This is a genomic window from Paraglaciecola aquimarina (assembly GCF_032464635.1).
GTDB classification, from domain to species: domain Bacteria; phylum Pseudomonadota; class Gammaproteobacteria; order Enterobacterales; family Alteromonadaceae; genus Paraglaciecola; species Paraglaciecola aquimarina.
Genome location: NZ_JAWDIO010000002.1, coordinates 1,117,738 through 1,131,449 on the forward strand (window position 1 = coordinate 1,117,738; position 13,712 = coordinate 1,131,449).

A 13,712-nucleotide genomic window follows, 5' to 3' on the forward strand; every position below is an offset into this window, starting at 1 on the left:
TTATATGCGATTTCTACTCGTTACTCCATGTAATGCTTTGTTTAATTGCAATATTTTTCAATTTTGTGTTTTTATAATGGATAAATTTGTAGTTTATTGTCAGAAATGTTGCAAATGAAGCGCAATGCCGACTTGTTTGTTAACAAAGTGATGGTTTTTATTAACATTCTTGCGTTCGAGGGTGGAAGCGAAATTTAGCATTGAGGAAAAAGATGCCAACAAATATTCAAAAAAATAGATTTATTCCTATGCGTAAAACAGATTTGATCCAGGCCTGTATCGATGAAAATTTAATGTCGGAGCAACAAAGTCATGAGTTTGCTACTTTTTGTCAGCTATTAGTCAGCACTTTACACTTCGAATACCATCAAAAGTTAGAGGTTTTGAAAGATAGTTACGCCCCTTTTGAGCCAAATTCCGACACTATATCGATAGATACTACTACGCCTCAACTTCTACAACAAAAACAGCAACAATTTTCTGATACCTTTATAGAAGTATTAAATGCAGCAAATTTTGAAAAAGTAACTGATACAGATTTGCAAGAAGCCCTTAATGAAGAGTCATTATTTAAAGTAAGATTAGCGGTAGAGTTTAATGATTTTGCAGAGGTGGTTTTCTATCGTCGTGGTGAACAAGAAAGAACGGAAGTTATTCGCAAGTATTGGGGTCTTAAGAAACAACGTATTAAATTCACTAATTACGAAAAAGTAGCGGTATACATTAAATTTAAAGATGCAGAATACTTTAAGCAGCAAGAGAAGCATGTGGTTAATTTTGAGCCGGGTTCGACTGTTATTAAGCTTTTTCAAAATATTCCCAAAGCCGATCTAGAAATGTTGTTTCCTAATAGTGAAGTGCGTATGCGACCAATTGATAAAGTCATAATTGGTGGTTCTGCCGTGGTCGGTGGTGCGATTGTATTAGTGACTAAATTAGGTGCTTCTTTGGTTTTATTGGCTGCATTAATTAGCTATTGGTTAGGACTGTCACATAAAGAAGTCACAATAGGTAGTCAGCAACTAGTCGCTTTAGGGGCTGGCTTTGGCGTGTTGGGCGGCTTTATTTTTAAAGAGTGGAGTAAATTCAAAAATAGAAAGTTAAGTTTTATGAAAGCTTTAACCGATAACCTGTATTTCAAAAATCTAGATAACAATAGTGGTGTATTCCACCATTTGATTGATTCGGCTGAAGAGGAAGAATGTAAAGAGTCTATATTAGCCTATTACTTTTTATTGGCTAACCAAACACCCATGTCGCGCGATGAGCTAGACAATAGCATAGAGGTTTGGTTTAACGATAAATTTGATGTGCAATTAGATTTTGAGATAGAAGATGCACTGGCAAAATTAGTGCGATTTGGGTTGGTTACAGAAAATGAACAAAATTACACGGCGGTGTCTGTTAAACAAGGGTTAAATATTTTAGATGAAAACTGGGACCAACTGTTTAAGTTTAATTAAGTCAGCGTATTATATAGCCAAAGTATTATTAGGGAATAAATAGTGAAACGTATATACAAAACTAGTTTGAAGTTAGTCTTGATTGGGATAGTCCTGGGTGGGGTGTCTGCATGTGGTAAAAAATCTAGTGACGAATATATTCAAGAAGCAATGGCATACAATGCTGATAAAAATTCTAAAGCGGCAATCCTGTCGTTAAAAAACGCATTGCAAGTAGATCCCAAGTCAGCCGTTGCTAGATTTGAGCTTGGCCGTTTGTATATTCAAGAAAAACAGTTTGAAAGCGCGGAAAAGGAATTAAATAGGGCGTTAGATTACGGTTATGATGCATCGCAAGTATTGCCTCTACTAACACAGGCATATCATAGTACCGGTGCCTATTCAGCGATCAGCAAAATAGAGCACAAGAACTCTGGCCTGACGGCAAGTGAGCAAGCCGAAATTGGCTATTTCAAAATGTTGTCTTTGGTGCGTTTGAATAAGGTAAAAAGTGCCAGCGAATTGATTGCAGAATTGTCGAGTTTAGATACCAATTCGATATTCAAAGGCTTGACCTTAGCCTATCAGAAAATAATAGACAGAGAATTTACCGCAGCCTTAGTTGAAGTTGACGCTTTGAAACAGCTCGCGCCTGAAAATGCAGAAGTATTGAAGCTATTAGCGCAATTGCATTTATCATTGAAGCAAACCGATGAAGCTATTCTAGTATTTACTGATTATGTTAAGTATTTCCCTGAAGATACCCAAACGACTTTTGTGTTGGCAAAATTATTGGTCGATTCAGGTAAGGCGGCCTCGGCTGAACCTTATATAGATAAGTTATTAAAGATTAACGATAAAAATCCATTACTCAACCAGCTAAAAGCGGCAACATGTGCAGCGCAAGAAAAATATGAACTAGCGCTAAAGCATGCTGAAATTGCGATAAATGGAGGGATTGGCGATCCTACACTAAGACTCATTGCAGGCTATTCTGCTTATCAAATTGAAGATTATGCCAGCGCAAATCGCAATCTCGCATATGTGGCTGGTCAGTTACCCGATAATCATCCAGGCTTGAAGTTGTTAGCGGCAAGTCAATTGCAGCTAGGTTTAACCAGTGAAGTAGGAGACGTATTAGAGCGATTAGACCAGTTGTCAGAGCAAGATGCGTCTTTGTTTTCTAAGGCAAGTTATGAGTTGCTTAAAGGCGGCTTCGAAAATGAGGCTAAAGAACTCGTCGAACGCTCGACCGGTCTTAGCTCTACTGCTGAAGATCTAACTCGTCTTGGGTTATTGCAGTTATCGCTAAATAACTTAGACGGTATCGTTAATCTTGAAGAGGCTGTTGCCAAATCTCCTCAGCTCGAAGCGGCGCAAGTCACTTTAGGTAAAGCCTACTTAGCCACTAAACAGTATGACAAAGCGCTAAAATTAGCTAAAGAATGGAAGGCGGCGAAGCCTGATGAAATAAGAGCGTATATGCTGTCGGGCGAAGTATATACCAAGCAGCGTCTATACGCAGACGCCAAATTAGAATTCACTAAGGCGGCGGAGATAGCGCCAGACAATGCCTCACCCGCTTTGGCTTTAGTTAACGTGGAGTTAGTTCTTAAGAATATTCCCCAAGCTACCGCAATGCTAGAAGATTTACTCGTTGAGCATCCGCAAAATGTAGCGGTTTTAGCGACAAACTATTTGCTTGGCAAACAACAAGGGGATAGCAGCGCTGGATTGGCAAAAATGGAAGCTGCGTTCAATCAAGACCCTCAAAACTTACAATTACGTCTACTGCTAGCACGTGTATATGTTACTGAGCAAGACTATGCTAACGCTATTAAGTTGCTAGAAAGTTTACAGGGGCAGCAGGATCTTCCTACCGCATACTGGAAAACATATGGGCAAAGTTTAATTCGAACGAATGACGTAACTGCTGCTACTAATCATTATGATGCCTGATTGGCAAAAGAACCGAATAGCAAAGATGCGAATATTGGTAAGTTACTTTTATTAGATAACAAGAATAAATTTGTCGACGCGCTGGCGCTTACTCAGCGATATTTGCAGCATCGTGATGATTTGCAAATGCGTTTATTGAATTTACATTTTTTATTATTGAATTCTAAATTCAAAGAGGCGCAATCTGAATATGATGCGTTACCTAAGGTCGTTCTCGAAAGGCCACTAGTTAAAGGATTCTTGGCACAGTTGCAACTCAATGACAAAAAGCCGGAATTAGCGATAGAAAACGGGCTAGTTGCATACAACTCCTCATCTTCGCTGAGAAATTTAATAGTGCTGGTATCTGCTTACACTCAGTTAGGGCAAACAGCTAATAGCATTGCATTATTAGAAGAGCATCTTGAGAAACAACCAAACGACCAAGCTGCCCGTATGCTATTGGCAGAGAAAAATATCGGTACCGATGTAACGTCTGCGATAGCGCAATATGAGCAAGCAGTTGCACAAAATCCAAATAATTATATCGCCTTTAACAACTTAGCGTACTTGCATTTAAAGGCGGGCCAACTGAAAAAGGCAAAAGAATACGGCGAACAAGCCGTGTCTTTACAACCTGACAATTCTGCTGCTTTAGATACACTCGCACGAGTGTTATTTACTGATAGAGAGTTTGATAAAGCACTAGAGTTATACGAACGAGCGATTACGGATGCCATGAAAAATGAAGAAATTTATTTGAATTATGTTGAAACACTTCTAGCGGCAGAAAAAACCTTTCTAGCGACAAGAAAACTGAAGCAAAGAGAGATGAAAGAACCCGTTTCCATTCAGCGAGTGGCCGAATTAAAAGCAAAATATCAATTGAAGTAAAGCCTACTAGCTCAAATTTGAGCTGACAGTTATCCATTTTTCAACGGTGCTGTTAGTTTAGATTTGAGCTACCCCCTTCTTCCCAAATCGTTTTTCCATCAAGTGATGATGCGTAAACCTAATCGGGACACCCATGATAACCTTGTTGGGACACCCATGATTGATTGGGCTGGTTATGGGTGTCTTGATGGCAGTTGTATTGGTTGATTTAGGTTGGATTCCTGCTAACGGCATGCAGGAATGACGGGCTTTGTGGTTGACGTGTAAACCTTATCGGCAAACCCTATTGGGGCACCCATAGCCTTATCGGGACACCCATGATTGCTAGGGCTGGTTATGGGTGTCTTGATGGCAGTTGTATTGGTTGATTTAGGTTGGATTCCTGCTAACGGCATGCAGGAATGACGGGCTTTGTGGTTGACGTGTAAACCTTATCGGCAAATCCTATTGGGACACCCATGATGACCTTATCGGGACCTTATCGGGACACCCATGATTGATTGGACTGGTTATGGGTGTCTTGATTGCAGTTGTATTGGTTGATTGAGGTTGGATTCCTGCTAACGGCATGCAGGAATGACGGCTTTGTGGTTGACGTGTAAACCATATCGGTAAACCTTATCGCGACACCCATGATTGGTTGGAATGGTTATGGGTGTCTTGATTGCAACATGATTGCAACATTATGGGTGTCTTGATTGCAATATTAGTCTTTAGCTTTTAGTTCTTTCAGTTGTTTGTCTAAACTAGCAATTTGCTGGGCAATTTCTTTCAATGTCGGTTCGCCTTGTTCTTCTTGTTTTTCAGCCCGTGCGTTGGCATTTTCTTGCTCCATGACGCCGACCACTATGCCAATCACCATATTCAAGAATGCGAATGCGGTGAAAAATATAAAGGTTAAATAGAAAACCCAGCTTAAAGGGTATACCTCCATGGTTTCGTACATTACATCTGTCCAGTCTTCGAAGGTCATCACGCGGAATAAGGTTAATAACGAAATTGTAATGTGACCCCATAAATCGGGATTGATTTCGGCAAATAAGGTGCTGCCGATGGCGGCATAGATATAAAAAATGATGAACATCAGTAACATGACATAGCCAAGCTGAGGCAGCGCTTTGACTAAAGATACCAGTAGTATGCGTAACTCAGGAATGATTGAAATCATTCGCAATACGCGAAATACTCTGACTAGTCGTGCAATCACTGCTAATTCGGCATCGTCTGCTGGAATTAAACTAACAACGACTATGACGGTATCAAATACATTCCAAAAGCTTTTAAAAAAATCACGTTTTTTATGCTCGGCTAAAAAGCGAATGGTGACTTCAGTTAAAAAGAAACCGCTAATAAACCAATCCAAAAATTTAGTCACTAGTAACATAGTGCTAGACATTGGGTAGGTTTTCGCTCCTACTAACAATGCAGAAAAAATAATCACGGTAACCACAAAAATTTCAAATAGTTTATTACTGCGAATGCGAACGAATGTATTGTTTAGTGTTGATGTTTTCATGGGCTTTATAGATAAGTAATTAACGGCGATAGATTAGTGATTTGGTTGCAAGAGTCAATATAGGAATGTTGTTTTTACACAATGGCTGACATAAAGGTAGGCGCAGATGTACTTTGTGGTGAAAATTTTGTACATGGCGAATGTTCTTTTACGGCAAGAGTAGAGCTATAGAGCGTGACAAAAGTGTTATTTCTGTATAGGTTTCAGCAGTAAAGTGCGAGAAGGGGTAGTATAAACACCCTGGGTAGATAGTGATGAATACCATCCATTCTGATGGCATGCCAGTTTTTTCACTAATACAGCCTTATTCAATACTGTTTTGTTATGTACTGTTGCTACAAATCAAAAAGTGTCCGCTATTTATTGCGCTCTGGTATTACTGGGTGTGTGTGTAAAATTCTGAAATATAGCGACCGCCTTTAATATTTAGTATCAGTCGAAGCTTATAACGTTGTCCCGGATTACTTACTAGTTTTCGTAAATTAGTTTGCGTATGCCAATAGTAAGGGCTTTGCATCATGCCCAGTGGATAAGGGGTTTGCACGTTATTTTCGTCAACCAAAAATAAAGTCGCGCTATCTAGTGGAAATGTTGAGTTGACTGTCGTGAACAGATCTTTGTCAAAAACATTCACTTCGAAATTACCCGATCTTAAAATACAGTTTTGATTAATTACGTCACAGTTGTTAGGTGGGTCTAACTGAATGATTTTCTCTTCTTGCGCTTGGTCTTCAACATAATAGTCGGCGGCTATATAGCCAATCACGGCTAAAATAGGCGCTACCAAAAAGGCAGTTTTAGTATGTTTGTTCATTGTTCTATCTTTTTTAGACTAGCTATTGTTAGCATGCTAACTGATTTCTATTTATCTTGTTAAAAAACAAAGGCTAAAGAGTTTCTCTTTAGCCTCGACTAATTGTTAACAAAGTTCACGCCTTACTAACTATCACCATATTTAACCTGAGTGCTGGCTTACCCAGGATTCAGGTTGTTTAGTGGTTGCTAACTGCGCCGACACCACCAGGGCTACGCATGTTTTCTACTAAGTCCTGAATTTTAGCTGGTGCAGGACCAGTAAATTTCAAGACGATAAAGGCTACGGCAAAATTAACAATTGCACCGACCACACCAAACGCATTGGGTGATATGCCGAAGAACCAATTGGGTGCCATATCCCCTAGGAATGATGTACCGGGTATAAACATAATCCCTTTGTGTTGGAACACGTAAAGCATGGTGATACCGATCCCTGAACACATACCCGCTACTGCAGCAGCGCCGCTCATTGTTTTAGAGAAAATACCCATCATGAGTGCAGGAAAGATTGATGATGCCGCCAAACCAAAGGCCAGTGCCACCGTGCCTGCGGCAAATCCGGGCGGATGCAGCCCCAAATACCCCGAGACTAAAATAGCCAGTGTCATCACTATTCGTCCCGCCATTAACTCGTTTTTCTCTGATAAATCTGGCGTCAGCACGCCCTTCATCAAGTCATGTGAAATAGAGGAGGAAATAGCCAGCAGTAATCCGGCAGCAGTAGACAGTGCAGCGGCTAATCCACCGGCAGCCACCAAAGCAATCACCCAGTTGGGTAAATTAGCTATAGCAGGGTTGGCTAGCACCATAATGTCATTATCAACTTTGACCATTTCATTGGTAGTAGCGTCAGCTGAATACTGAATTTTACCGTCGCCATTTTTGTCTTCAAACTCCAATAGGCCAGTATTCTCCCAATCTTTAAACCACTGCGGACGTTTTTCATATTCTAAGTGTTGGCCTGCGGTTGGTTCAATGGTATTCATTAAGTTTAAGCGGGCCATTGCGCCAACCGCGGGAGCAACTGTATATAGCAATGCGATGAATATGAGTGCGTAGCCTGCTGAAGAGCGGGCGGCTTGAGCCGAAGGAACGGTGAAGAAACGCATAATGACATGGGGTAAACCAGCAGTACCAATCATCAATGACATAGTGTATGCGAACATATCAAGTGAGCCATTCATGTTACTGGTGGTGTATTCCTTAAAACCTAGCTCAGTCACCACTAAATCTAATTTGTCTAACAGGTAAACGCCGCTGCCATCCGCTAAGGTAGAGCCTAAACCTAATTGTGGAATAGGGTTACCTGTGAGCTGAAAAGAGATAAAGATAGCTGGGATGGTATAAGCAAAAATGAGTACCACATATTGAGCTATTTGGGTGTAAGTAATGCCTTTCATACCACCCAATACAGCATAGAACCATACTACCGCCATACCTATGCCTAGCCCTACACCATAGTCAACTTCTAAAAAGCGCGAAAAGGCGACACCTACGCCTTTCATTTGACCAATAATATAAGTCAATGAAGCCAGAATTAAACAAACCACAGCAACAATACGTGCTGTTTTTGAATAATAGCGGTCAGAAATAAATTCAGGAACGGTGAACTTGCCATGCTTACGCATGTAAGGCGCGAGTAGCATGGCCAATAACACATAACCACCGGTCCATCCCATCAAGAAAACGGAACCGCCATATCCTAAAAAGGCAATTAGTCCAGCCATAGAGATAAACGATGCGGCACTCATCCAGTCAGCACCGATAGCCATGCCGTTTTGCATAGGAGTAACCCCGCCGCCAGCAACATAAAAATCACTAGTGGAAGCGGCCCGCGCCCACCAAGGCAATACCGAAGTAGATAGAAAATGAACCGAATACCGCGATATAAGTATATAGTTTTAACTCATCCATTATGATTCTTCCTCGGCTTTATACTTTTTGTCGAGCTTGTTCATTTTGTAGCCGTACCAAAAAATCAAAGCAACAAAAGTGTATATTGAACCTTGCTGAGCGAACCAGAATCCTAGTTTATATCCACCAAGGCGAAACTCGTTTAGTGGCTCTACCAATAACAGACCAAAGCCAAATGATACGACAAACCAAATGACCAAACATATTGCTATTAGCCGCAGGTTTTCCTGCCAATATGTTGTTTTCTTTTGCATACCATTCTCCTAGTAGCGGCGTAATGTTTTGTAGCCATAACCTCGTTTAGTGTTGGAAAAATCTTTATTAGGGGTAAATTTGATTATGGATACATCAATAGCCTGTTGGAAATTAAATTTAAATAATTAGCAACAATTTATACATATTTTTAACGCTATTCAACACTAGTAAGCTTTTGTTTTTTGCGGAGTTATCAGCTAGGTCTTAGGTCCCTGTTGACTTGTTGGTTATGGTCACTCATATCCGTTAGGGGTATGTTATCCCAATTGGTATAGATAAGTGCTTTCTCAAAAGACATCCAGCGGCTTTTAAACAAGGCGTCGGTATGAAGGGAGGGCTGTTCCCTTTCAATTGCTGTGAACATAGAGCAAAAGCCGCTCGAGCATTCCTTTGAGGCGAGTGTTAAATAGGCTTACTCTGTGCTGCTCAAATTCGAAAGAGAACTGACTTTTTGTTGAATAACGAGTTATTCATTCAAAGCGTTCATGCAAAATGAGCGTTATCGAAAGGCTAGGCTTATCAAAAGCTCAGGTTACTTATCATTGTGGATTGGTACTCGCTATAGATATGGACAATGAACTACTTTTGGTGCAATAAAAATCAGGGAAGATTAAACTAAAAGAGTTAATGTAAATTATGTAAGCCCTCGATAAACGGCCGCAGATTGGCACAAGCATAAAAAAGGCAGCGTATGCTGCCTTTATCCGCCGAGGCTTGACGCCACTGACAATGATTGCAGTAAATTAATTTGTTTCAGCAATTAAGGCTGCATCTATATCTCTTACATCTTGAGCCGATAGTTTGCCAGCGGCTAATTTTAATTGCATAACACTGGTAATATAGCCATATCGAACACTAGACAAGTTACGTCTGGCATCGAATAAATTTCGGGTGCTATTTAATACATCAACAATGGTACGCGTTCCTACTTCAAAACCCGCATCTGTTGCATTTAACGCACTTTCAGCCGATATCACCGCCTGTTCAAAAGCCTTGATCCGAGCGATTGAGGCTTTAACATCATTGAAATTAGAACGTACACTACGAATAACCGATCTGTGAATGCGTTCTCGCTCTTCACTATTTGCAACATAACTGTATCTCGCTGAGTCGACGTTGGCCGTTATTCTGCCACCATTGTAAATTGGGATCGAAACATTGATTCCTACACCGTAGCGATTACTGCGATCGTCAGTATCTAATGGCATGTTGTCATCCGAATTAGCACTGGCACTTAAGCTAACAGTAGGTAAGTGTCCAGAGCGGGCATTCGAAATATCGAATTTGGCTATGTCCACACTAGTGTTGGCCGCCACTAGTTCTAAATTCAATTCATCTGCTAGCTTTAACCAATCGTTGATATCAGCTGGGGCGGGCATCGCGGCGGAGAAAGTATTTGTGTTAAGCACGTTCAATGACGAGTAATAACGACCGGTTATTTCTCGTAACGCTTCTAGGCTAGTTTCAACCGCGTTCTCTGCACTTATTTCTGACGCGACAGATGTATCATATTGAGCTTGTGCTTCGTGCACATCGGTAACTGCAGTGAGTCCAACATTGAATCTTTGTTTAGTTTGTTCTAATTGGCGTTCAATGGCGCGCTTTTCTGCTTTAGCAAAAGCTAGATCATCTTTTGCCTGCAAGGTATTAAAGTAACTACTCACTGTACGTACAATTAGATTTTGCATAGATTGAGCGTAAATAGTATCCGCTCTACTGGCGACTAATTCGGCTCGGTCAACGGCTATCCAGTTTGATTGGTCGTAAATACTTTGGCTGAGGCTAATACTTGCGCCATTTGACGAGACATTATTTTCGCCCCTGTAATAGGTTTTTCCGGCTGATAGTGAAGCAGATATCTGTGGTAACAGACTGGCACGGCTTATGTCTATATTAACAAATGCGGCTTCTTTATTCGCTTTTGATTGTAATGTTGCGGGGTCATTTTCTAAAGCTTGTTGATAAACTTCAAATAGTGAATCAGCATAAGCAGTTGATGTAATGCCTACACTTATCAAAAGTGATAAAAGTGTCTTTTTCATTTGTCGTCCTATGTATTTACTTATCCGATCTAGCGCGAATATTCTGTCTGTAGTTAAAGTCTATGCAAATCAAGTGATGACTAACAATTATTTGTCGTAACACAAGGCCCACAAGTGTAACAGAATGTGTGAAAAATAAAGAAGTAATGAATTGGTTTAATCTGTTAATTTGTTGATGAGCTTAACTATTGGCTAAGTGGGTATATTGTTATCCATTGAAAACCTTGAGTTGTTTGTCAATTGTCCGATGAATTTACTGCCTTTGATTTTGATTCAGGTACAATGTCAGTATTAGAGTGACCTAGCATCCATAAGGAACCATTTTGACAAAAATCACTGATGAAATTCAACGCTTTGGCCAGCAAGATATAAAAATATTAAAAAGGGAGCCATTGTATAGTGGGTTTTTTAATATGGTTAAGTACGCCTTTAAGCACAAACTATATAAAGGTGGCTGGAGCAAGGTAATAGAGCGGGAGATATTCGAGCGCGGCCATGCCATTGCTGTTTTACTTTATGACCCAGTTTTAGAAGAGTTTGTGTTGATTGAACAAATTCGAATGGGTGCGGTGGCTACCTCAGAATCACCTTGGTTAATTGAAGTCGTAGCGGGTATTATTGATGAAGGCGAAACGGCTGAAAATGTTTGTCGACGAGAATCCCTTGAAGAGGCGGGGGTGGAAATAAAACACCTGACAAAAGCGCTAAGCTATTTATCTAGTCCCGGTGGCACCACTGAAAGACTGCATATTTTTGTAGGTGAAGTCGATGCGACACAGGCACAAGGTGTGCATGGTTTAGAATATGAAGGAGAAGATATTTTAGTGCACCGAGTACCCGTTCAGCAAGGACTTGAGTGGATTGAACAAGGGGTAGTAGACAACGCTGCTACGCTAATCGCACTGCAATGGTTCGCATTGAATAAAGAAAAAGTAACGGAAAGTTGGTTAAATGAGTAATGTATTGAGTCGAAAATATGTACCTAAGCTAGCAAACATGCACCAAGTGTGTGAGCTGAACTATGGGTGGCTATTAAGGCTTTTACCAGACTGTGATACCGCAGATTTGCATTACCAATTTGAAGTGAATGATACGTTGCAATACACCATTAAAATTATTGAATGCAGTCGATATACCAGTACGCTAGAAATGTCCCAAAGAAGTGTGGCTGGATTTGAATTTTTGCGTCCAGTGGTACAGGTGAGGTTATATCATGATGCACAAATGGCCGAAGTAACCAGTGCGCAAAATATTGGCTCACTTAAGCCTAGCTATCGTTACCCGAATATAAAGATGTATCAAAAGAATGAAAAAGAGATGGTCAATCAGTTTTTAGCTGAATGGTTAGAGTTTTGTATTAGTCAAAATAAACAAGTTGTGACTTACCAAGTTGATTAGCTTTTTTATCTTCTGCATTGCAGAAATAGCTTCTTTGCTAGCCGAATTTATACGCCCCAAACGCTTAGCGTGGCTAAACTCATTAACGGTGGCCGAACTATCGCGGCAATGTATGTCCAACGATTTGGGTAATGTATGAAAGTTATTCAAATTTCAGATTGTCATTTATTCGCAGATAAAAATAAGCTTGGTTACAATCATATTAACCCATACAACAGTTTAGCCAGAATATTGATAGAGGTCATTGCTCACAAACCCGACTATTTATTGGTAACTGGAGACATCAGTGGAGACCACTCAAAGGCCAGTTACCAGCATTTTAAACAGTTGCTAGCCGCCGCTAATATCCAATGCCCTTATTCAATTATTCCAGGCAATCATGATCTTCCTGAGTTGCTCGTCACGCAATTTCCAGCGCAGTGTTTATGGCATAATTCGCCCCTTAACTTGGGGACTAGCCAGTGGCAATTGCACCTGATGAGCTCTCACTATCAAGGTGCTTTGGGATATGTCGCAGAGGGTGACTTAAACCGATTAGCCGCACACCTAACAGATAACCCCGATAAGTATCACTTGCTGGCTGTGCATCATCACCCTGTTTCCTGTGGCTTTTGGATGGATAAACATGAGTGGTTAAATCGCGCTGAATTTATCAATCTAATTGAACAATTCCCCAAGGTTAAAGCTGTTGTTTATGGACATATTCATAATGATTTAGAAACCAATAAAAAAGGGGTGAAATACCTGGCATGCCCAGCTACATGTTGGCAGTGGGCCGCCGAACCATCATTTGCCGTGAGTGAACTTAGTTCAGGGTTTAGAGTCATTAATCTATCCGAAAATGGGCAAGTTAATACTTCAGTACAACGTTTAGCGAGTGTCTAAAATTGCAATATATAGTTATTTATTTACATGGCTTTTTAAGTTCGCCTCAATCTCATAAAGCGATGCAGACGCTTGAGTTTGTAAAATCACATTACCCGCAGTTGACCTTAGAAATACCCAGCTTAGGCAATTACCCTAAACAGGCGGCTGCAACAATTGAGCAGATTATTGCCAAATACCCTGATAAAAAACTACGTTTTATAGGTAGTTCTTTAGGCGGGTTCTTAGCGACTAGCATGTGTGAAAAGTATGCTGGAAAGGCTGTTTTGATCAATCCTGCAGTTAGACCTTTTGAATTATTGGAAGGTTTTTTAGGCGAGCATGTTAACCCATATACCAAAGAGACCTTTTTATTGGAGCAAAAGCACATTGCTGAACTAAAAGCACTAGATACTCCTTTGGAAAATATTAATAGTCAATATTGGTTGTTGTTACAAACAGCTGATGAGACGTTAGATTACCGGCAAGCAGAGCACAAATATCAGGGGCATAAAATGGAAATAGAGCAAGGTGGGGATCATAGCTTTCAAAATTTTGAACGATTCTTACCAGATATTTTTAGGTTTCTACTGCAAGACTAAATGAAGCTTGGTATAACATAACTTTAGCGAG

General features: G+C 40.4%; 11 protein-coding genes and 1 pseudogene. 7 read left to right on the plus strand and 5 right to left on the minus strand.

Going from position 1 to position 13,712, the window contains the following annotated elements; translation table 11 throughout:
• Positions 1 to 224: 224 nt before the first annotated feature.
• Genes RS130_RS06130 through RS130_RS06140 form a run of 3 tightly spaced genes read left to right on the plus strand, consistent with a single transcriptional unit; the run spans position 225 to position 4,274 of the window.
• A complete protein-coding gene (locus tag RS130_RS06130; protein ID WP_316027986.1) occupies positions 225 to 1,463 on the plus strand; it encodes a TMEM143 family protein in 1,239 nt (412 codons plus the stop codon).
• Positions 1,464 to 1,505: 42 nt separating this feature from the next.
• Positions 1,506 to 3,401, plus strand: a complete 1,896-nt coding sequence (prsT, locus tag RS130_RS06135; RefSeq protein ID WP_316025225.1) for an XrtA/PEP-CTERM system TPR-repeat protein PrsT — start codon at positions 1,506 to 1,508, stop codon at positions 3,399 to 3,401.
• Entirely contained in the window at positions 3,402 to 4,274 is an 873-nt protein-coding gene (locus RS130_RS06140; protein WP_316025226.1) for a tetratricopeptide repeat protein, read from the plus strand. It begins immediately after the preceding gene.
• A 706-nt stretch (positions 4,275 to 4,980) separates the two neighbouring features.
• Here the strand turns inward: RS130_RS06140 and RS130_RS06145 are convergent.
• The 5 genes and pseudogenes from RS130_RS06145 to tolC form a co-directional block, all read right to left on the minus strand.
• Positions 4,981 to 5,790, minus strand: a complete 810-nt coding sequence (locus tag RS130_RS06145; RefSeq protein WP_316025227.1) for an ion transporter — start codon at positions 5,788 to 5,790, stop codon at positions 4,981 to 4,983.
• 376 nt (positions 5,791 to 6,166) lie between these two features.
• Complete coding sequence (locus tag RS130_RS06150; RefSeq protein ID WP_316025228.1) at positions 6,167 to 6,604, minus strand: hypothetical protein; 438 nt, start codon at positions 6,602 to 6,604, stop codon at positions 6,167 to 6,169.
• A 178-nt stretch (positions 6,605 to 6,782) separates the two neighbouring features.
• A pseudogene (locus RS130_RS06155) lies at positions 6,783 to 8,520 on the minus strand (sodium:solute symporter family protein).
• Complete coding sequence (locus tag RS130_RS06160) at positions 8,520 to 8,774, minus strand: DUF4212 domain-containing protein (protein WP_316025229.1); 255 nt, start codon at positions 8,772 to 8,774, stop codon at positions 8,520 to 8,522. Before RS130_RS06160 ends, RS130_RS06155 begins: the two are co-directional and overlap by 1 nt.
• A 744-nt stretch (positions 8,775 to 9,518) precedes the next feature.
• On the minus strand, positions 9,519 to 10,817 hold the full coding sequence (gene tolC / locus RS130_RS06165; RefSeq protein WP_316025230.1) for an outer membrane channel protein TolC: 1,299 nt from the start codon (positions 10,815 to 10,817) through the stop codon (positions 9,519 to 9,521).
• Positions 10,818 to 11,149: 332 nt separating this feature from the next.
• Between tolC and nudF the strand changes: the two genes are divergently transcribed.
• The 4 genes from nudF (at position 11,150) to RS130_RS06185 (ending at position 13,681) form a co-directional block, all read left to right on the plus strand.
• Positions 11,150 to 11,776: an ADP-ribose diphosphatase gene (gene nudF / locus RS130_RS06170; protein ID WP_316027987.1), complete on the plus strand. Its 627-nt coding sequence runs from the start codon at positions 11,150 to 11,152 to the stop codon at positions 11,774 to 11,776.
• A complete protein-coding gene (locus RS130_RS06175; protein ID WP_316025231.1) occupies positions 11,769 to 12,215 on the plus strand; it encodes a DUF1249 domain-containing protein in 447 nt (148 codons plus the stop codon). Before nudF ends, RS130_RS06175 begins: the two co-directional genes overlap by 8 nt.
• A gap of 135 nt (positions 12,216 to 12,350) precedes the next feature.
• Complete coding sequence (locus RS130_RS06180) at positions 12,351 to 13,100, plus strand: metallophosphoesterase (protein ID WP_316025232.1); 750 nt, start codon at positions 12,351 to 12,353, stop codon at positions 13,098 to 13,100.
• Between the two features lie 2 nt (positions 13,101 to 13,102).
• Positions 13,103 to 13,681 carry a YqiA/YcfP family alpha/beta fold hydrolase gene (locus tag RS130_RS06185; RefSeq protein WP_316025233.1) on the plus strand — a complete coding sequence of 193 codons (579 nt, stop codon included), beginning with the start codon at positions 13,103 to 13,105 and terminating at the stop codon, positions 13,679 to 13,681.
• Positions 13,682 to 13,712: the final 31 nt, after the last annotated feature.